This window comes from Desulfovibrio gilichinskyi (assembly GCF_900177375.1).
Lineage (GTDB): Bacteria > Desulfobacterota > Desulfovibrionia > Desulfovibrionales > Desulfovibrionaceae > Maridesulfovibrio > Maridesulfovibrio gilichinskyi.
In genome coordinates this window covers 68,632-88,125 of record NZ_FWZU01000004.1, presented here as the reverse complement: position 1 = coordinate 88,125, position 19,494 = coordinate 68,632, and the positions used below count along the sequence as shown (strand labels likewise).

Below are 19,494 nucleotides of genomic sequence, written 5' to 3'. Positions count from 1 at the left end.
TGCTATTTTTTATGATTTCCGGTTCACATATACTTAGCGAAAATGACATTCATTTATCACTAAATGTTAATTTAGAATTTTTTTGACAATTAATACGGCTGAATAGACAAATACCATTTTTTTGTTCATTTACCTTGCTCAATCGGGTAAAAATCAGTGTAAATGCTCTCAACCATAACTACCGCAAAATAATAATTTCGCAATACAAGGTAATTTTAATGAAAAATAATTCACAAGAAGATGAGAATTCCATCATTGTAGGCCGGAAACCTGTCCAGGAACTGCTTTTAAACGACCCCAAGAGCATTGACATGCTTTATATTCAAAAAGGCCGTCAGGACAAAAATTTCGAAAGAACGATTGAAAGATGTAAAAAGTTCGGCATCAAATATAAAATTGGAGAAAAAGAAGAACTGGCCCGTATTTTTTCTGGGAATCATCAAGGTCTAATCGCGAAAGTGGCAGCACTGTCATTTGTAGACTTCGATGAACTTTTAGCAGGCCTTTCCGAGGCACCACTCCCTCTTCTCGTGGTACTTGATCAGGTTCAAGACCCCGGCAACGTCGGCACTCTCGCCAGAACATTGTATTCTTTAGGCGGAGCAGGACTCGTTGTGGCTCGCCACGGCGCGGCATTTCTCGGACCAGGAGCTGTTAAGGCAAGTGCCGGAGCGTTGACAAAACTGCCTATTGCCAGAGTTTCAAATATTTCTCAGGCATTAGATAAAGCCCTTGATATGGGCATAAACACCTATGGAGCTGGGCTGGCAGACGATTCAAATCCTGTATATGATGTAAAGCTTACGGGGCCGGCAATATTAGTTCTCGGTAACGAGGAAAAAGGAATCAGACTCGGTGTTGAAAAACGATGTCAGGAGCTGATTCACATCCCTTTCAGGCGAGAATTCGACTCGCTTAACGTTGCACAGGCCGGTGCAATACTTATCAGCGAATTTTCCAGAAATTTAGTTTAATCAACTCTGCTTTATAAATTAGAAAGTCCTTGAAACTTAGCAGTTCCAAGGACTTTTTTATGATAAATTAATCAAAAAATTACCGTATGTAATTAGGAAGATTTATAAAAATATTGCGAGTAAAATCAATCATTTTGTCCATTATCCACGGAAAGGCTATAAGCAGAGCAATAAACATAGATACGATTTTCGGAACAAAAGTAAGTGTCATTTCCTGAATCTGCGTGGCGGCCTGAATAACACTTACAAAAATACCTACGACCAAACCGACCCCGAGCATCGGCAACGCCAGCGTAAGGGACAATTCAATTGACTGTCTTGCGAATCCGATAACGAATTCAGGGGTCATAACTATCTCCGTATATTAACAAACCACTTCAAGGTCGCACCACTCCATCAGAACAAATCTACGGCTTCGTCACTGAAAAGTATTAACAAGCGAACCGGTCAGCAAGGACCAGCCGTCGACCATAATAAACAAAAGAATTTTAAACGGTAACGAAACCATTGCAGGCGGCAGCATCATCATACCCATAGCCAGCAGAATACTGGCAATAACCATATCAAGAATCAAGAACGGTACATAAATCAAAAATCCGATGGTAAACCCGGTCTTAAGTTCGCTGATTGTATAAGCTGCAACCAAAAGCATGGTGTTAACGTCTTCTTTAGTTTTGGGTCTTACTTCACCTGTTATGGAATAGAAAATTGAAAGATCTTTCTCTCTGGTATGCTTGAACATAAACTTTCTAGCTGGAATCTGCGCTTTGTTCAGAGCCTCTTTAAAACCGATTTCTTCGTTCAGATATGGCTGTAATGCTGTGTCGTTAATAGCTTTCCCTGTCGGCATCATTATTACTACAGTCATAAAAATTGCAAGACTTGCAAGAATCTGGTTCGGCGGCATCTGCTGGGTACCCATTGCCTGCCTCAAAAAATGAAAGACAATAATAATTCTTGTAAAAGAAGTCATGGTCAGAAGTATGGATGGAGCCATACCCAAAACTGTCAGCAAAAAAAGGATTTCAAGCAGACGTGAAACCTGCTCAGGCTCTTCCTGCCCGGCAGCAAGGTTCAGAGTCAAAGTCGGAATGGTCTGGTCCTGCGCAAAAACAACCGCGGGCAAAACCAGCAGCAAGACTGCGCTAAGAGTCAGCAGAGCCGGAAGTTTCTTTTTTAAGAATCCCGGCAAATTTTTTGTCATCCTTTCCATTAACTTCGTCCCTTGTTTGAAGCAGAGTAATTCTATCCTGAGTAACACCGAGTACAAGATCCTGACCACGATACTTAACAACCGTAATATTTTGACGCGGTCCGAGCGGAAGCCGCTCTACAACCTGCAAATCTCTTGAACGCAACGGGGAGAAAGTTCCACCGAGATTAAGGCGCCGCAGAATATAAAAAGCCAGCAGCAGCATTGCCAGAATAAAAAACAGTGCTCCGGACATTTTAAGCACAGAACTGAATCCAACCTCCGGAGGAGCCATTGCAATCGGCATGGATGCGTTAAGCAAGATGTTTAACCCTTTCAATAGGACTAATAATATCAGTCAGCCTGATACCAAATTTTTCATTAATTACAACAGCTTCGCCTCTGGCAACGAGCTTTCCGTTCACATAAATTTCAAGAGGCTCACCTGCAAGTTTGGTAAGTTCCACAACAGAACCTGCCCCAAGCTGCAACAGCTCATTAATAAGCATTTTGGTGCGGCCCAGTTCAGCGGAAACATCAAGGGGAATATCTAAAATAAAATCTAAATCTCTTCTTGATCCGTCATGGCGCGGATTTTTTGCTTCGCTTGTAAAATCTTTAAAATCAGCATCCCGAGTCTGAGTACGAAGAAATTCCTGCTCTTTCTCCTTACGGATATCGTCTCCGGTATCTTCAGCAAGCGCAGAAGCCCATTCATCAGCGAGCGCGGCATCACCACCGCCGCCGGCAGCACCTTCGTCATCGCCCTGCTCACCTAGAGCTGCCGCCCATTCATCGGCAAGCGCGTCTTCACCGCCGTCTCCGTCACCTTGTTCGGAAAGAGCTGAAGCCCACTCGTCAGCAAGAGCATCATCATTGCCGTTGCCGGGGTCTGACCCTAAAGCATCACCGCTTTTAGAATCTTCGTTTAGTGCGTCAGCCCACTCCTGAGCGAGCTTATCCTGTTCAAGATCGTCAGCCATAATTGCCTCAAACCTCCGGCTTAATCATTTATTGTCTGCCGAGCAATCCGTGTTAAAACGTCATTAATCCGACAGTACAATACAGCATTAGCAAAAAGCGTGCTACTGAATAACCATATCTGTAAAATATACTTGTAAAACTTTAGCTCCGCCCATTATCTGGTTGAGTCGGTCCACAATTTCTTTTTTAAGGAGAATCTTATTCTCCATGCTGGACAGATCTTGAAAAGTCTTACTGGAAAGCAGCAAAATGAGCGAGTCTTTGACCATAGGCTCTTTTTTATTAAGCTCAGCAACGGCCTCTTCGCTTATGACTTCAACATCAATACCCAGCTTCAAATATCTGCGCCCGAGAGGGTCCGCAAGGTTTACTACAAAGGTCGGCAAGGTAACACTGAATCCATTTCCTGGCAGAGGAGCCGCATTAGGATCAGCGGCCTTTTCTTCCGCCTGCGTGGTTTCAGCTGCATCTTTAGGAGCTGCTGCAAAAAACTTTTTGTAAGCAAAAAAACCACCGCCACCAAGAACAGCAAGGAGCAGAATAAGAATAATCCACTTCAGCAAACCGCCCTTTTTCTTCGACTCTTGTTCTACTTCATCGGCCATAATAATCAGCCCTCTTATGTGTTAACTATGCGAAACTACGAATACCCGCCCAAATGGGGAGTTGTCTTAATCAAAATCTCAACACGTCTGTTCTGGCTCCTGCCTTCCGGTGTTTTATTACTGAACATCGGGTAAGTTGGACCATAAGCCGACACTGTAAGTCTGTGATTAGTAATACCCTGCTCAACAAAATAAGTAAGCACAGACATTGCGCGCCGCCCGGAAAGTTCAAAATTGGAAGGATTCATCCCTCCCACATCATCAGTATATCCCGAAATATTAATATCAGCCGTTGCAAGATATTCAAGCACAGGAACCAGTTGATAAAGCAGAACTTTCGCATTGTCATCAAGTTCATACGTGCCGAGAGGAAAGAGCAACTTGTCTGTAAGCACAAGAGCAACCCCTTCTGGTTTTGCAAGAACTTTCAGATTCTCTTCAAGTGTGGACTTATCCATATCCGCTGGAAGGATATCATCAGGGAATAATAAGTCCTTAATCCTGTTCTGCTTTTCAATCACTTCCCAAGGGCGTTCCATCATTTCACTTACCAAAGCGACTTTGGCTGTGACCTTGCCCGAACCTCTTTTGGAAAGAAAGCCAAGCTCCGCCGGAGTAATCGTAACTCTCGTAATAAAACTCTGGTCCATGGAAGCCATACTGAGCAAGAGCACAAAAAAAGTCAAAAGAAGCGTAACAAGATCAGAAAAGGTGACCAGCCAGGCTCCACCCGGATCAGGAAATTTTTTCTGCTTTTTTTTACCCATAATTTAAATAATTGTTACTGCTTACCCTGTTTTGGATTCACAGAATCCTTTATCGGAAAAACAAACCCGTCATAATCAAAATTGCCGTCGCGCTTAACACTTTTTTTAGGCTGATATTCTTTAAGCTCACGCTCAATAGCAGGATTTCTTGTATCAAGCACTATATCAACTCTGCGATTTTTAAGTCGCCCATCAGGAGTGTCATTGGGATAACGGGGATTAAATTTCCCGAAAGCTTCCATCTTAAGCATATCCGGATTCATCCCGCTCTGAACTAGATGTGTATAGACAGCGAGCACTCTGTTCAAAGAAATTTTCCAAGAAATGTCAGGAATAAGATCCTTATCCTCGACTTTGTAATCTTCGCCCAGCTCATCGCGCAAAATTGAAGTATGCCCGGCAAGCAGAATAGGATTTTTCACACGCTTTAAAATCGGCATAATTGTGTCTAAAATCTTAAGTCCTTTATCCGAAAGCTGGGAACTGTCCGGGGCGAACAGAACATCACCGCCGATAGAAATAATCTGAACAAACCTGTTAGACTCAAACCGCAAATCGTCGTCTGCAAACTCCCAGAGCAGAGGCTTTACCAGCTCAAGGTCATTTTTTACTTCAAGCGGTCCCACTTCAACAGTTCTGCGTGTATCAGTTGTGGAAAGAACGTCATAACCCTGAGTTCCGAAGCCGAAAGTACCGATAATCGACCCGAGAACTACCAGCTTTCTCCGCTCATCAACAACAGACATACTTACCAGAAGCACAAAAAAAGTAAGCATCAGCGTCATAAGATCACTGAATGTTATAAGCCAGAGCGGCTGCCCATCAGGCGGTACAGGTTTTTTCTCTCTACCCATTGAGACCCCGGTCAAAGTTCAGAAAAAAAACTAATCTACAACTCTGCGAATTTTAGGAGGAAGAAAACTGTTGAGCTTTTCTTCAATTATTTTAGGATTTTCTCCTTTAGAAATTGAAATAATCCCTTCCATGACCATTTCACGCAAGAGAACTTCCTCTTTACTACGGATTTTAAGCTTACCGGACATAGGAGTAAACACAAGGTTTGCCAGAATCGCTCCGTAGAGCGTGGTGAGCAGAGCTACGGCCATTGCAGGGCCGATGGAACTGGGGTCACTCATAGTTTGGAGCATCTGCACCAGACCGATAACAGTTCCGATCATTCCCATTGCCGGAGCAAAGTCAGCAAAAACCTTCAAGATTTCTGCCCCTGTTTCGTGTCTGTTTTCAAGATACTGAATTTCAGTTTCAAGAATATCCTGAATGACCTGAGGTTCAAGCCCGTCAACAGTCAGTTGCAGCCCTTTGCGTAAAAAATCATCTTCAATACTTTTAAGTGCGGGTTCGAGGGAAAGGATTCCTTCACGACGGGCGCGATTGGCAAAATCCATAAATTTAGCAATGATATCAGAAGGAGATTCGAGGCTTGAAAAAAATGTTTTCTTAATAATTCCGATAACACCGACAATGTGCCCTGCCGGATAATTAACAAGCGAAGCTCCGATTGTCCCCCCGATAACAATAAGTACAGAAGGAACAGAAATAAAAATAGCCAAAGGACTTCCGACTAGAATAGCCGCAAGTACCAGCCCGAATGAAAGAACTATTCCTATTACGGTACCCAGATCCATTTAGTCCGCCTACCCGTGTGTTGTGAGCCGGGAGCTTAACCCGATCTCTGTCCAAAAATTCTTGTCCCGACTCTGACCATTGTAGAGCCTTCCTCAATTGCAACTCTAAAATCCCCGGTCATGCCCATTGATAACTCAGGAAGCTTAATTCCGAACAACTTTTCCATGCCTTCGGAAAGCATGCGTAACCTTGCGAAATATGGACGCGCACCTTCAGGATCTCCAAAAAACGGAGGAAGAGCCATGAGTCCGGTCAGTTTCAAATTATCAAGCGAAGCAATCTGTTCAATTAAGGCAGGGACCTGTTCTTCAGCAACACCGCTTTTCTGCTCTTCTCCGGCAGTATTAACCTGGATAAGAATATTTTGAACAACTCCAAGCGAACACGCTTTTTTGTTCAAAAGTTCTGCCAGCTTAATTGAATCAACACTATGTATAGCGCAAAACCTTCCAGAAACATACTTCGCTTTTTTGGATTGAAGACCGCCTATGTAATGCCAGTCTATATCCAAATGAGCCAGTTCTTCCTGTTTTGCCAGAGATTCCTGCATGTAAGACTCGCCGAAACATCTCTGACCAGCCCGAAATAAGATTTCAATGTCAGAAGCAGGATGGAGCTTGGAAACGGCCATAAGTGTGACAGATCCGGGCTTTCTTCCTGCCTTTTCAACCGCGTCAGCAATATCTTTGTTGACCGCAGCAATATTTTCTAAAAGTTCTTTTTCCCTATTTTCCATTAGCTTACTACCAACCGCATTGAACCGGTATATATTAGATTTCGGTTGTTAATAAATATTTCTTTAATAAAAAGAAAATAAAAGGACAAGAAAGCTCTTAATTTACCTATCGAAAACAGAATCATTAGGCGAATAAAAAACTTTCCCGTCTTGCGACCCAGCTAAACAGGCTGTTTGCTATTCTCCAAGACCGATTGATCTGAGGAATCCGACATCTTCGGTCCAGCCTTCTCTGACCTTTACCCAAAGTTCAAGCATAACCTTCTGTTCAAGCATTTCTTCTATTTCAGTACGGGCTTTGATGCCGATCTGCTTAAGGTTTTGACCGCCTTTACCGATGATCATTCCCTTATGGTTATTCTTGGTCGTGTAGATAATGGCTCCGATATTAACCAGATTCTTCTCAGGATCCTCATTCCAGAACTCAATTTCAACAGCAGTAGAATAAGGCAGCTCCTGCTGAAGACTCATGAAAAGCTTTTCACGAATAACTTCGGCAGCCATAAAGCGCATCGGAACAGTTGAGATCTGATCTTCAGGAAACATGGGTGCGCCTTCAGGAAGTGCGGCTTTAATCTTTTCAAGCAGAACATCCGCCCCGTCACCCTTGCGCGCGGAAATAGGGAAAAATTCAGCATCCGGCCACATTTCCTGCGCCTTTTGCATGACCGGCAAAAGCATAGCTTTATCTTTAACTTTGTCGATTTTATTTACGGCAACGTAAACAGGACGACCAGAGCCGTTAACAGGTTTGAGCAGAGGAGAAAGCTCCTGTTCCATGAGATGAGGTTTCGATGCAAAAAAAGCTGCATCAAACAAAACGACAATTACATCTGAATTTGCAAGAGCATCCCAGGCGGTCTCAAGCAGAAAGCGATTCATCTTGCCGCGCAATTTATGAACACCGGGGGTATCCAAAAATACAACCTGCGAATCATCATCGCTTAAAATACCGCTGATACGGTTACGGGTTGTCTGAGGCTTTGGAGAGACGATCGCCACCTTCTGCCCCAGATAATGGTTCATAAGAGTACTTTTGCCTGCATTCGGCGGACCTAAAAGGGCTACAAACCCAAATTTGAATTCTGACATTGATTAATCCTCATTTATTATTTCAATCCGTGTCTTTGTTAACACTGTGGAAGAAAATTATCTTGTTTGATTTTTTAATTTTTCGCTACTGAAAGCACTACACGAAAAAAGCAGTACACGCCAACTCAGTTATCGTCAGTTATTTATACTGACGATAACCATACTTTTAACAATCAAGCCCTTCCCAAGCATGCTCGGAAAGGGCTTTTAAATACATATATAAATCTAGATTAAATCTGTACTTTTTCTAGACTTATGCAAAAACATTCATAAAACAGTGAGATACACACTACTCTTCTTCTTGAGTATAACCGCATCCTTTTTCAGGGCAGGCAATGTGTGTTCCTTTTGCTTTAGTGGTCTTTTTAACAAGAACAGGGTGTCCGCACTTAGGACAGGGGCCGTCAACAGGCGGGTACCAGACAGCATAATCGCAATCAGGATAGTGATCGCAGGAGAAAAAGATCTTACCGCGGCGGGAACTCTTTTCAACAAGTTCACCCTCGCACCCTTCTTTCGGGCATTTAACCCCTGTAGAGAATGGTTTTGCAAACTTACAATCAGGATAATTACTGCAGGCAATAAAGCGGCTTCCTGTTCTGGCTCTCTTAATAATCAGATCACCCTTACATTCAGGGCATGTGCCTACAACCTGCGACTCTTCTGTTTCAACAACCTTGATTACACCTTCGTCATCCCGCGCAAAGTTCTTAATATTGCGACAGTCAGGGTAACCGGTACAACCGAGGAATTCACCTCTGCTGGAACGCTTGATCGCCATCGGCAAACCGCATTTTTCGCAAGTAACCCCTGTGTCTTCGGCAGGCTGATCTTCAAGGATCATAATCTTGCCTTTTTCGTCACGGGCAAAATTAACAATACTTTTACAGTCTGGATAATTTGAACAGCCTAAAAATTCTCCGGTCTTCCCGAACTTGATAACCATGGAAGACCCGCATTTATCACATACAATGCCGGTATCTTCTCCGCCGCGCTTCATATCTTTCTGCGCAGCCTCAAGGGTTGGGTAAAATCCGTCAGCAAAATTTTTCATTAAGGAAGTCCACTGGACCTTCCCTTCAGCTACATCATCAAGCTGTTTTTCCATGGCTGCGGTAAAACCGACATCCATAAGTTCCTTGAAATGTTCACTAAGCTGATCACTGACAACAAAGCCAAGCTCGGTCGGAACAAACTTCTTATCTTCAATGATTACGTATTCGCGATCCTGAATTGTAGAAATAATTGCAGCGTAAGTGGAAGGACGGCCGATTCCTTTTTCTTCAAGCTCACGCACGAGCGAAGCTTCGGAGTAACGGGCCGGCGGCTGAGTAAATTTCTGTTCTTTGTCTATCTTATTGACCTTAAGATCCTCACCGATTTCCAGTTTTGGAAGCTCAATAAGTTTTTCATCACCGGTTTTACCTGTTACCCGCATGAAACCGGGGAAGAGCAGTCTCTCACCTTTCGAACGCCAGAGAGTGTCTCCGGATTCAACGGTCACAACCGTATCCCAGAAACGGGCCTGCGCCATCTGGGAAGCAATGAATCTATCCCAGATAAGTTTATAAACTTTATACTGATCAGGCGGCAGAAAAGCTTTTACGTCTTCAGGCAGAATAGTAGCATCAACCGGTCTGACAGCTTCATGAGCATCCTGCGCACTGCCCTTTGACTTAAATACTCTGGCTTTGGGAGGATAAAATTCCTTCCCGAATTTCTCAAGAATGAGTTTTTTTGCCGCATCACGGGCTTCATCGGCGATTCTGACGGAGTCAGTACGCATATAAGTAATAAGTGCGGTTGTTCCTTTATCGCCTAATTCAACCCCTTCATAAAGTCTTTGGGCAAGAGTCATTGTCCGCTTGGCGGAATATCCGAGTCTGCGGTTTGCTTCCTGCTGAAGGGTGGAAGTAATAAACGGAGGAAGCGGATCACGCTTGCGCTCTTTTTCAGTAAGATCGGTAATCTTGAAAGGAACATCTTTAATAGATTTTTCAAGAGCTTCGGCTTCATCGGCAGAACCTATTTCAGCCTTTTTACCTTTTATCTTCCAAAGATCTGCGCTGAACGGAGGAGGATTATTCCCTTCCAGTTCAGCTTTAAAGAGCCAGTATTCTTCAGGTATAAAGAGACGTCTTTCTTTTTCGCGCTCTACTACAATCTTAAGCGCAACGGACTGTACCCTTCCGGCAGAGATACCGCGCTTAACTTTTTTCCATAAAATAGGAGAAATTTTATAACCCACAAGGCGGTCAAGAATCCGGCGGGCCTGCTGAGAATCAAAGAGCTGCTCATTGAGCGGAAGCGGGTGCTCAAGAGCTTCTTTAACGGCGCGGGCTGTAATTTCGTTAAACTGAATACGGCTTATGTTTTGATTTACGTCCTTAAGAATGGCCGCAACATGCCATCCGATAGCCTCTCCCTCGCGGTCGGGGTCAGGTGCCAGATAGACGTGGTCAGCTGTGGCTGCCGCTTTCTTCAGTTTATTAACTACATCCTCTTTACCGGGGATGATCTGATACTGGGGTGTAAAATCACCACCCTCATCAACACCAAGCTTGTTTTTCGGCAAATCTCGAACGTGACCGACTGATGCGGCCACTTGATAATTTTTACCAAGAAACTTGCTGATGGTTTTTACCTTTGCTGGGGACTCGACGATAATAAGATCTTTACTCATAGTTTGGTGCCTATAACCATCAAGAGAACACTATGCAACCATAAAAACAGCATAGAAGCCGCCTTCACCCCTTAAATCTGGATGAAAACAGCACCCTCTTGTTATTATTAAACCCTGTAATAATCAGGAAGAAATCAGTTTTTTAAGCTCAGATAATCTGACGAATAAAATTTCTGCATCATCAGACTCACGGGCAGACAATTCAAGTTTCTTTGCGACAACGCTTACATCGGCGAACCCGAAAGTTTTTGCTGAACCGGCAAGGGCATGAGCTCCTTTATACAATTTTTCAAGAGCAATTTTGCTGCCGGATGAAACATATTCAGACAAAAAGCCTTCTAAGCCTTCAACGCGGTCACCAAGATCAGCTCCGTACCGCTTGTTAAGTTCTGCCAGTTTTTGTTCAAGTTCATTCACGCTTTTTGCCACCTAATGTACAGTAAAAGTTGCAGAGAGTTGTAGATTAATTATCAAGCTGGATAGTCTGCTTACGCTCTTTACGCTTTTCTTTCCACTCCATAAATCCCATAAGCAAATCCCACTCAACGGGAATGATAAATAAAGTCAGGAAAGTAGCGGTACACAGCCCCGTCACAAAAGTTGAAGCCATGGCTCCCCATACAAGCGAATATGAAGGAAAACCTATTGCCATGGGCAACAATCCGAGTGTTGTGGTTAAAGTTGTCAACAAAATCGGCCTGAGCCTTATTCTGACCCCTTCGCGCAGAGACTCTTTGCGGCTCATACCGGCCAAATAAAGTTTATTAATAAAATCCAGTAACACCAGAGAATCGTTAACGACAACCCCTGTTACCCCCACAGTTGCGATAAAGCTGTTCACCGTAAAAACTGTTTGAGACAAGAAGGTTCCGAGAATAACCCCGGTAAGTGAAAAGACTACAGCAGAAAGAATGATTACCGGCTGCAAATATGATTTGAACTGGGTAGCCAGTATAAGATAAATTATCGAAATAGCCGTAAAAAACGCATAAAGAAGTGAAGTATAAGACTTTTTTGTTGATTCATATTCGCCAGAGAAGTTGATTGAGGCTCCGGGGTAATCATTACGCACGGATTCATAAAACTTTTTAACTCTGTTTACAGCAATAGCCGGAGAAAGCCTTGATCCGGATTTAATATTAGCTGTAATAGTAACGGCCCTCTGAGTCATAAATCTGTTAAACTGTCCCGGCTCCATATAAATTGAAATCTTGCACAAATCACTTAGACGGATAGGGCTTTCGTTATGCTCAAGCACCGGAATGCCGAGTGCGTCTTCAGGCGAATTTAAAAATTCAGGATCGATCTTTAAACGCAGATCCACATCCTCATCTGCAAGTCTGAATTTACCGACAAAGCGACCGTCTAAAATTGATCCAGACAGACTTGCAACCTGTTTCGGAGTTAAGCCATATTCTGCAATACGCTCATTCATAGGTGAAAATCTGAATATTCTATTAGGGGTCCCCTCATCTTTACTCAGGTTAACAAGCTGTGGTCCAAGTTCTTTATTCTCTTTTATAAAATTAAGAATCTTCGCAGTCAGACCCTGCACAGCCACATGATCAGACCCAAGGATCCTTATATTTAAATCCTTCCCAGTAGGCGGGCCGTCTTTTTCAGGGCGGACACGAATAGTCCAGCCATCCCCTCCGAATTTATCAATAGCCTTGCGTATATATGTCAGATGAGTTCCCGGATCATTATTAGGCGCATCAGCAAAAACCTGCTTATCTTTTGCCGGCAATTCTACAACAATATTTCCTAGATTACTTCCGTACATCATTTCATAGTCTTCGCTAAAGTAGAATCCAGCAAAAGCCGTGGCAGATGTAGACATGCCCGGACCCATTTTTTCAATAAATACCGATATCCTTTTCAATTTATCAGAAGTAACTTCGATGGATGTTGCAACTGGCCCTTCCAGTTCAATATAATACAAACTGTAATCATCAGGATAAAACTTAATTTTAATTAACGGAATCGCGCCGGAAACGGAAACAACAAGAATGGCTATAGCCAGAACAAAAGCACCGAAAACTATCGTTAACGAGGTAAAACGGAAACGCATGACAAGTGAAAGCAGTTTATCCGTCCAGCGTCTAAGAGGTCTCATAAAAACAGGTTCATGAGCTAGTTTATCGCCGGCCTCTGAAAGTTTTTTTGCTCCGGGCCAATCCAGAAAATGAGAGGGAAGAATCAGCAAACTTTCAATCAATGAAGCTATAAGCGCGAAAGTTACCGCCTTTGGAACCTGAGCAAAAAATTCACCGGTTGAACCGGTCATAATAAGCATGGGCAAAAAGGCCGCAACCGTAGTTGCAGTTGCCGAAATAACAGGCCAGAAGACCTCGGAAGTTCCGTCAATGACGGCATTACGTAAATTTTTACCTTCCTGCGCATGACGGAAGATATTTTCAACAACAACTATGGCGTCATCGACAATAATCCCGCTCACCAGAACAAAAGAAAAAAGTGTTATCTGATTAAGAGAATTACCGGTCAGATGCATGATCAGCATGGTCACAAGAAATGCGAAAGGAACACCTACTGTAGTCAGCATTGCGTTGCGAAATCCCATAACCAGATAAATAATCACAAAAACCAGCACAATACCTACAAGCAAGTTGAGGCCAAGCGTTTTCATGGCTTCATCGATGTGGATTCGCTGGTCATTGGTCAGTACCAGTTTAACCCCTTCCCTCTCCAGAGCATCTTTGAATGAGGCAACAACAGCTTCAACATCTTCTGCGATGGTAACTGCGTTTCCGTCCTGCGTTTTAACAATCTTAAGGGTCACGGCATTCTGGCCGTTAATGGAAGTTATCACCTGAGGATCGCGGTACGAAACCCTAGCATCACTCATAACATCGCCAATTGTTACAAATGATCCGTCACCGTCCATGCGGATAATTGTTCCCGCTATTTCCTCTCTGGTACGGTACCGCTGGTCAACGACAATTACATACTCTCCGTTATTTGAAACAAAATCTCCGGCAGGAATAGAAATATTAGCATCTTCCAAAGCTCTGGCAGCATCATCAAAAGTGACTTTCGCGCGGATTAATTTTTTGGGGTCAAGGTTAACATGAAATTCACGAACATATTCGCCTTCAATATCAACTTGGTTAACGCCGGGAATTTTGCGAAGCGGGACCTTCATTTCATCAGCCATCATCGAAAGTGCACGGTTAGCCCTGTCACCGACAAGACACACTCTGATAACAGGTAACCACTCGCTTACATTGATTTCTGAGAAATTAGGCGGGTCCATATCTTTGGGCAGGTCATTTTGAATAGAAAGGACTCTGAAGCGAAGTTCATCATAACTTTTCTGGTAATCAGTATCATCAATGAATTTTACAAGAATACTGGCACGTTCACGGAAAGAGCGTGAGCGTATGTACTCGACGTTCTCCAGATCATCAAGCGCATCTTCAATCTTCTTTGTTACAAGAGCCTCAACGTCTGAGGGGGAAGCACCCGGTAAGAATCCCGTGATCACAACCTTACCCATGTGAACATTAGGATAACGTTCAACAGGCAGATCATAGGCACAATAAATCCCGACGACCATCAACACTACAAAAATTATATTGATAAAAACCGTCTGCTTCAAAGTGAAACTTATAAGTCCCTTCATGCAAAGGCTCCTTGACTGATTGCACCCGTCTTGCAATCAACTGAATAAATATAAATCTTCATTGATTACATTCCAAAACTAAGGTTTCAGCAAAAACTTTTGACCGGCTTTTACCGCCCTTGATGAAGCACGAAGTTTTCCATCTTCCATTTTACCCAGAATAAGCACTTTAACCCTCACTCCGTCAGGCCTGACAAGAAAGTAATCGTCATATGTTTTAACAACAGCAGATGCAGGAACAATCACTGCCCCGCCCGGATCAACCATTTCAATCTTAAGCTCTGTACGAAGTCCGCCTCTGAAATTAAAATCACCGGTCGCAATCTTAAAATCAACATCAATTTTACGTGATTCAGGGTCAAAATCAGGGGAGATTCGTTCAAGATTTGCTATAACAGATTTATCAATATCAGGAAGATCAAGGGTGACTTTGCCCCCCATACTGTCAATCTTATCAAGCTCTTTCACTGTAAGAGCATACGGAACTAAAAGAGTCTTAAAATTTCCCAGTTCGGCTACTTTTTCACCTTTAGTAACCCACTCACCCGGCTCTATATAACGTTTGATAACTCTCCAACCGGCAGGAGCACGCAGAGTATAACGGCGTAAATGCTCCTCATTAACGTTAAGCTTAAGCTGAGTTGACCTGAGAAGGCTTTCAGCACTGTTCAAATAACGTATATGCAGGTCAAGTTCTGATTGAGAAGCCGTATTCTTTTTAACCAGCTTAATATAACGGTCAGCCTCTTTATGGTAGTAGCTCATATCTGACTTAAGCCTGTCGATATCAGACTTCAGCTGTGCTATTTCAAGATTGATAAATTTTGGATCAAGATTCACAAACAGCCCGTCTGCGCCGATGGTGTCACCTACATCGGCATGTACAGCAATGCACATGGCAGATTCTTCACTCACCAGAGTCATTTCAACTCTCGGTCTGGTGAATCCAGTCAAAGAGATCACCCGCGGCGCGGCCACCGCTTCAAAAATATCAGACGACGCAGCCATGACCGTTGCAGGATATACAAGATTGATCAACGTAAGCAGTATAAAAGAAAGCAAAAAATCAACACAGCTACTTTTTATCTTCATCTGACTTCGCCTTTCTCATTTTCTCCCGCTCAATTTGGGGAATTGTTATAAAACTAAGAACATTTTCAAAAACACTATCAACATCAATATCAGGCAGCGAACTTTTAAGCCTTCCGGTCATCGCCAGTGACGACAACCCGTGAACACAAGCCCACAAAGCAGCCACAGTAGTATCAACTGAAACATCGCCAAGCACTCCTGTTTCAATGCACTCGCGAACAGTTTCTTTGAAATTAAGAAAAGACTGACTAGATTTTCCTGCCCATTTTTCAGGATTACAAAAAGAAGGCGCAACTTTATTAAAAAGGAGATCATAATATTCAGGTTCATTACAGGCATAAGCTAAGTAAATCCGCCCACACTCTTTAACCCTTTCAAATGGGTCTTCGATATCTGCCAGATACTTTTGAGCATCTCCGAACTTTTGCATACCTTCCTGCTTAAGGCAGAGAATAATATCTTCTTTGCTGCTAAAATATCGATAAAGAGCGGCAGGACTGTAATTAATACGTGACGCTATTTTGCGTATTGAAACATTATCAAATCCGTCCTTGGCAAAGAGCTCTTTCGCTGCATCTAAAATCATACGTTTCATGCGATCATGATCAATTTTCTTTTTTGCTGCTATTGTCATAAAGCCCGAAATATCAAGCCTCACCAAAATTGTAAACACTGTTCACGTTTTTTGCTGTGAATTATTTAAAAAGAATAAATAACGAAAATAATCAAGATGAGCCTTGCATTTTTGATCATGAATAATGTGCAGAAAAAAAGCAGAAGGACGGCAGAAAAATATAAAATATGAGCGTTAAGGATTTATAGCTTTACTGCCGTTGAAAATAACCTGCCATAATCGTTCAAAAGCATGCCCTGTATTATGCTCATCACATGGATCAGCCTCAATAATTGAAAGTGCCGTTTTGTAAAATTCCAAGGAACGGGTAAGAATTCTATCCTTGCGAACCATAAAAAGTCCTGTCGCCGCGCTCGCAATAAATTGCTCAGGAGGGGTTCTATTGAATAATTTTTCATAAACCTCGCCTACAGGAATATCTTTGCCCCAGCCGGACCATTTTCCCTTACTTGCAGGGTCAGACATTTGGTGTGGCCTTCCCAGACGATCACACCTGAGCCGGAACCACGCAAAACCTTTAAAAGGAACTTTTTTAGTAAGAGATTCATTAATAATATCCGCAAGTTTTGCGCAATCAGCTCCTTCTTTCATATGGAAAAAAGGAGAACCCTGCAAAAAGACTGTATATTCCGGGAGGTCATAATAATTTCTAACAATATGTGTCAGATATGTATGTCCTTCTCTACCGATATTCGGCAGGACAACGGCCCCGTCAACAATAGTTTCACCTTTGTTGTAAACAATTGCGAAACGATTAAACGCTTTTAACCATTCAATATTTTCACTGTAGCGAGCTATCACTATCTGTAATTGATCTTTACTGAACTCTAATAACATAACTACGGCTATGCCTCACACTTTGCTGCAAGGCGGCAACTACGCAAAACCAGAAATCCTAAAAGACCTGCAACAACGGATGCGGCGAGAATACTGAACTTTGCATCCACAATAAACGTTGCACTGTCCTTCCATGCCAGATTTGTAATGAAGATAGACATAGTAAATCCGATACCTGCCAGCAAAGCAGCGCCCACAAAATGTCCAGACTGCATATTGTCAGGTTTATCTGCAATTCCGATAGTAATAGCCAGCCAACTGGCAAGGCAAATTCCGATAGTTTTACCAACAATAAGACCCAAAAAAATCCCGATGCTTACCGGATGAAAAATATCCAGCCCGCTTCCCCCGCCACCAGTTGAAAAATTTATACCTGCATTTGCAAGAGCAAATATAGGCATAATAGCAAAAGCCACATAGTAATGAAGATTATGCTCAATTCTTTTTGATGGGGGTGAAGCCATCATTATATCTTCATGCATCTCCGAAAGTGAAGAAAGCATCTGTTTATTTGAAAGAGTAACCGGACTGTTGCCGCCCGCAGCTTCATATTCCGATAAACTTTTACGGACTGAAAAAGCAAAATCCTTACAGCAAATAGTTGTGGAAGCAGGAATTGTCATTGCAGCAAGCACTCCGGCAACAGTTGCATGGACGCCGCTTTTTAAGAACGCCAGCCACATAAATATACCAAGAATTAAATAAGGAAGCGGAGCCCGAACACCCATTTTGTTCAGCATGATCATCAGCAAAAAGAAAAACAGGCCGACACCTATAATCCACAGAGACACTCCGGTTGAATAAAAAACAGCAATAACCAGAATTGCCCCGATGTCATCAACAATTGCGATTGCTGTAAGGAAAATTTTCAAGCTCATAGGCACCCTGTCCCCTAAAAGCGACAGTACGCCGAGGCTGAACGCAATGTCCGTAGCCATGGGGATGCCCCATCCGCCTTCAGAAGGTGTACCCTGATTAAAGAAAGCATAAATAAGAGCAGGAACAACCATTCCGCCGAAGGCTGCGCAAATAGGCAGGGAAGCCTGCCTCAGAGAGTTCAGTTCGCCTACCAAAACCTCACGTTTAATTTCAAGCCCTACAAGAAAGAAAAACACAGCCATAAGGCCGTCGTTGATCCAAAGAATCGCAGGTTTTGAAAGAACAAATTCACCGACCCCGACAGTAAGAGGAATATTTTTAAAAGTTTCATAAAAATGAGCAAACGGGGAGTTAGCCCATATCAAAGCAACAATAGTGCAAAGTATAAGAACGACTCCTCCGGATGATTCAATTTTTACAAATTGATTAAACGGAAGCAGCATTTTTTCAATAACAGGCCGATCACCCTGAATGCTAACTCTTTGCTTACTCATGTTTACTCCGTTTTTTTTCAGCAACAATAAACCTAAGGAGTCTATGAGATATCAGGAAAAAGCTCAATAATTCAATCAAAAACTAAAAAGATCTCTATCAATCACCAGCCGGGGTTGTTGCGGGGGTTTTTCTTTTAAATCTATATTTGAATCCGGCAGAACCGACACCGGAGATTAAAAAAATACCACTCAGTACAAAAAAACACCCAGCATAATGAAACCATTGCAGCTTTTCTCCAAGAATCAAAGCGGAAAGAGCAACAGCCGAGAGAGGCATAACTCCTGCAAACACACTTGCTACAGATGCAGGCACTAAAACAATTCCGGCAAACCAGAAAAGATAAGCTAAGACGGTGACAACCACTCCGTAATATACGACTGCCAGCCAGGCTATCGTTCCGGCAGTCGTCAGATCAACAGTTAGCAGATCATAGACTCCGGCGGGTAAAAACCATGCAAACCCGAATACTGAAATTATTGTGGTAGCAGCCAGCGGCGATAATGATTCAGGTATCCACTTGAGTCACATAATGAGCGCGCAAAACTTCCACACCGCTGCCCATGAAAGGCAGAAGCCTGCAAGATACGGTTTCAGTATTTTTTCTGGTAGTCATAGCCTAGAGTATCTCCGCTGAAACAACCATAAGACACAATACAGCTGTGCGCAAAGCACAGAAAGAAATCAACCGGCAACCACCTTAAATGTTTACCGGTTGATTTTTAAAATATGTAACTTTAATAAAACATTATTAAACAGAATTACTGATTGGCGTGAGCTTCTTTAATTCTGGCGACAAGGTAGTCGGTCATATCAGAATCATCAGCGTCAAAACAGTGCCCGTCTTGACCGAGAAGTCCACCGGGAACGAGATCTCCGAGTTCATCGGGGTCGGTTATTGTATCGCCGAAAAAGCAGACTGAAAGCCAACGTTCTGACGGGTCGTCATCAATTACATCAACCATTACATAGAGAGGCCACTTGCTCTGAGTATTTTTTACTCCGCGAAGTGAATAGGTGATGCCCGGTCTGGCTTTAAACTCCAGATCAGTTGCTTCAAGTGACTCAAGCAGATTTTTCAGTGTAACAAAAATTTCCTTGGCTCCGGTAGAGTCTTCATCCCATTCGGCTATAAATTGTTCAACTTCCATTTCTAAGCTCCTTGTCAAATTCTTATCAATATCGACATAAAATTGCCTTTAAGTTGCGACATTCATACTATTATGTGCGGCTATGA

Annotated in this window: 20 protein-coding genes; 1 reads left to right on the top strand and 19 read right to left on the bottom strand. The window is 42.8% G+C overall.

Going from position 1 to position 19,494, the window contains the following annotated elements; all coding sequences use genetic code 11:
* Positions 1-218: 218 nt before the first annotated feature.
* Complete coding sequence (gene rlmB / locus B9N78_RS11865; RefSeq protein ID WP_085102538.1) at positions 219-974, top strand: 23S rRNA (guanosine(2251)-2'-O)-methyltransferase RlmB; 756 nt, start codon at positions 219-221, stop codon at positions 972-974.
* A 79-nt stretch (positions 975-1,053) separates the two neighbouring features.
* Here the strand turns inward: rlmB and fliQ are convergent, their stop codons facing one another.
* The 19 genes from fliQ to B9N78_RS11770 form a co-directional block, all read right to left on the bottom strand.
* Complete coding sequence (gene fliQ, locus B9N78_RS11860; RefSeq protein ID WP_085102536.1) at positions 1,054-1,323, bottom strand: flagellar biosynthesis protein FliQ; 270 nt, start codon at positions 1,321-1,323, stop codon at positions 1,054-1,056.
* A 69-nt stretch (positions 1,324-1,392) separates the two neighbouring features.
* Positions 1,393-2,187, bottom strand: a complete 795-nt coding sequence (gene fliP, locus B9N78_RS11855) for a flagellar type III secretion system pore protein FliP (RefSeq protein WP_137982534.1) — start codon at positions 2,185-2,187, stop codon at positions 1,393-1,395.
* Positions 2,120-2,488: a flagellar biosynthetic protein FliO gene (fliO, locus tag B9N78_RS11850; protein ID WP_245805542.1), complete on the bottom strand. Its 369-nt coding sequence runs from the start codon at positions 2,486-2,488 to the stop codon at positions 2,120-2,122. The genes fliP and fliO overlap by 68 nt, the downstream gene beginning before the upstream one ends.
* Positions 2,481-3,152, bottom strand: a complete 672-nt coding sequence (gene fliN / locus B9N78_RS11845; protein WP_137982533.1) for a flagellar motor switch protein FliN — start codon at positions 3,150-3,152, stop codon at positions 2,481-2,483. Before fliN ends, fliO begins: the two co-directional genes overlap by 8 nt.
* Positions 3,153-3,251: 99 nt before the next feature.
* The gene (locus tag B9N78_RS11840; RefSeq protein WP_085102530.1) at positions 3,252-3,755 is read right to left on the bottom strand and encodes a flagellar basal body-associated FliL family protein; all 504 of its coding nucleotides are present in this window, start codon (positions 3,753-3,755) and stop codon (positions 3,252-3,254) included.
* 35 nt (positions 3,756-3,790) lie between these two features.
* Positions 3,791-4,522: an OmpA/MotB family protein gene (locus B9N78_RS11835; RefSeq protein ID WP_085102528.1), complete on the bottom strand. Its 732-nt coding sequence runs from the start codon at positions 4,520-4,522 to the stop codon at positions 3,791-3,793.
* 14 nt (positions 4,523-4,536) lie between these two features.
* Positions 4,537-5,376 carry an OmpA/MotB family protein gene (locus tag B9N78_RS11830; protein WP_085102526.1) on the bottom strand — a complete coding sequence of 280 codons (840 nt, stop codon included), beginning with the start codon at positions 5,374-5,376 and terminating at the stop codon, positions 4,537-4,539.
* 30 nt (positions 5,377-5,406) lie between these two features.
* Entirely contained in the window at positions 5,407-6,168 is a 762-nt protein-coding gene (locus B9N78_RS11825; RefSeq protein ID WP_085102524.1) for a motility protein A, read from the bottom strand.
* A 35-nt stretch (positions 6,169-6,203) separates the two neighbouring features.
* Positions 6,204-6,905 carry a YggS family pyridoxal phosphate-dependent enzyme gene (locus B9N78_RS11820; protein ID WP_085102522.1) on the bottom strand — a complete coding sequence of 234 codons (702 nt, stop codon included), beginning with the start codon at positions 6,903-6,905 and terminating at the stop codon, positions 6,204-6,206.
* A gap of 177 nt (positions 6,906-7,082) precedes the next feature.
* Positions 7,083-7,997, bottom strand: a complete 915-nt coding sequence (gene era, locus B9N78_RS11815) for a GTPase Era (protein ID WP_085102520.1) — start codon at positions 7,995-7,997, stop codon at positions 7,083-7,085.
* A gap of 289 nt (positions 7,998-8,286) precedes the next feature.
* Positions 8,287-10,680, bottom strand: coding sequence for a type I DNA topoisomerase (gene topA, locus B9N78_RS11810; protein ID WP_085102518.1), 2,394 nt, complete (start codon positions 10,678-10,680; stop codon positions 8,287-8,289).
* A 123-nt stretch (positions 10,681-10,803) separates the two neighbouring features.
* Positions 10,804-11,097, bottom strand: coding sequence for an Hpt domain-containing protein (locus B9N78_RS11805; RefSeq protein WP_085102516.1), 294 nt, complete (start codon positions 11,095-11,097; stop codon positions 10,804-10,806).
* Between the two features lie 46 nt (positions 11,098-11,143).
* Entirely contained in the window at positions 11,144-14,323 is a 3,180-nt protein-coding gene (locus B9N78_RS11800) for an efflux RND transporter permease subunit (RefSeq protein WP_085102514.1), read from the bottom strand.
* 78 nt (positions 14,324-14,401) lie between these two features.
* Positions 14,402-15,415, bottom strand: a complete 1,014-nt coding sequence (locus tag B9N78_RS11795) for an efflux RND transporter periplasmic adaptor subunit (RefSeq protein ID WP_085102512.1) — start codon at positions 15,413-15,415, stop codon at positions 14,402-14,404.
* The gene (locus B9N78_RS11790; protein ID WP_245805541.1) at positions 15,399-16,049 is read right to left on the bottom strand and encodes a TetR/AcrR family transcriptional regulator; all 651 of its coding nucleotides are present in this window, start codon (positions 16,047-16,049) and stop codon (positions 15,399-15,401) included. The genes B9N78_RS11795 and B9N78_RS11790 overlap by 17 nt, the downstream gene beginning before the upstream one ends.
* 174 nt (positions 16,050-16,223) lie before the next feature.
* Positions 16,224-16,886 (bottom strand): DUF3431 domain-containing protein, encoded by a 663-nt coding sequence (locus B9N78_RS11785; protein WP_085102510.1) that lies wholly within the window; start codon positions 16,884-16,886, stop codon positions 16,224-16,226.
* Between the two features lie 8 nt (positions 16,887-16,894).
* Positions 16,895-18,259, bottom strand: a complete 1,365-nt coding sequence (gene nhaA / locus B9N78_RS11780; protein WP_085102508.1) for a Na+/H+ antiporter NhaA — start codon at positions 18,257-18,259, stop codon at positions 16,895-16,897.
* A 97-nt stretch (positions 18,260-18,356) separates the two neighbouring features.
* Complete coding sequence (locus B9N78_RS11775; RefSeq protein WP_245805559.1) at positions 18,357-18,734, bottom strand: DMT family transporter; 378 nt, start codon at positions 18,732-18,734, stop codon at positions 18,357-18,359.
* A 284-nt stretch (positions 18,735-19,018) separates the two neighbouring features.
* Entirely contained in the window at positions 19,019-19,408 is a 390-nt protein-coding gene (locus B9N78_RS11770) for a hypothetical protein (protein ID WP_085102504.1), read from the bottom strand.
* Positions 19,409-19,494: the final 86 nt, after the last annotated feature.

Coding starts and splice junctions, on each gene's coding strand:
- rlmB (WP_085102538.1), top strand. CDS start 219: ATGAAAAATAATTCACAAGAAGATGAGAATTCCATCATTGTAGGCCGG.
- fliQ (WP_085102536.1), bottom strand. CDS start 1,323: ATGACCCCTGAATTCGTTATCGGATTCGCAAGACAGTCAATTGAATTG.
- fliP (WP_137982534.1), bottom strand. CDS start 2,187: ATGGAAAGGATGACAAAAAATTTGCCGGGATTCTTAAAAAAGAAACTT.
- B9N78_RS11840 (WP_085102530.1), bottom strand. CDS start 3,755: ATGGCCGATGAAGTAGAACAAGAGTCGAAGAAAAAGGGCGGTTTGCTG.
- B9N78_RS11835 (WP_085102528.1), bottom strand. CDS start 4,522: ATGGGTAAAAAAAAGCAGAAAAAATTTCCTGATCCGGGTGGAGCCTGG.
- B9N78_RS11830 (WP_085102526.1), bottom strand. CDS start 5,376: ATGGGTAGAGAGAAAAAACCTGTACCGCCTGATGGGCAGCCGCTCTGG.
- B9N78_RS11825 (WP_085102524.1), bottom strand. CDS start 6,168: ATGGATCTGGGTACCGTAATAGGAATAGTTCTTTCATTCGGGCTGGTA.
- B9N78_RS11820 (WP_085102522.1), bottom strand. CDS start 6,905: ATGGAAAATAGGGAAAAAGAACTTTTAGAAAATATTGCTGCGGTCAAC.
- era (WP_085102520.1), bottom strand. CDS start 7,997: ATGTCAGAATTCAAATTTGGGTTTGTAGCCCTTTTAGGTCCGCCGAAT.
- topA (WP_085102518.1), bottom strand. CDS start 10,680: ATGAGTAAAGATCTTATTATCGTCGAGTCCCCAGCAAAGGTAAAAACC.
- B9N78_RS11800 (WP_085102514.1), bottom strand. CDS start 14,323: ATGAAGGGACTTATAAGTTTCACTTTGAAGCAGACGGTTTTTATCAAT.
- B9N78_RS11795 (WP_085102512.1), bottom strand. CDS start 15,415: ATGAAGATAAAAAGTAGCTGTGTTGATTTTTTGCTTTCTTTTATACTG.
- B9N78_RS11790 (WP_245805541.1), bottom strand. CDS start 16,049: ATGACAATAGCAGCAAAAAAGAAAATTGATCATGATCGCATGAAACGT.
- B9N78_RS11785 (WP_085102510.1), bottom strand. CDS start 16,886: ATGTTATTAGAGTTCAGTAAAGATCAATTACAGATAGTGATAGCTCGC.
- nhaA (WP_085102508.1), bottom strand. CDS start 18,259: ATGAGTAAGCAAAGAGTTAGCATTCAGGGTGATCGGCCTGTTATTGAA.
- B9N78_RS11770 (WP_085102504.1), bottom strand. CDS start 19,408: ATGGAAGTTGAACAATTTATAGCCGAATGGGATGAAGACTCTACCGGA.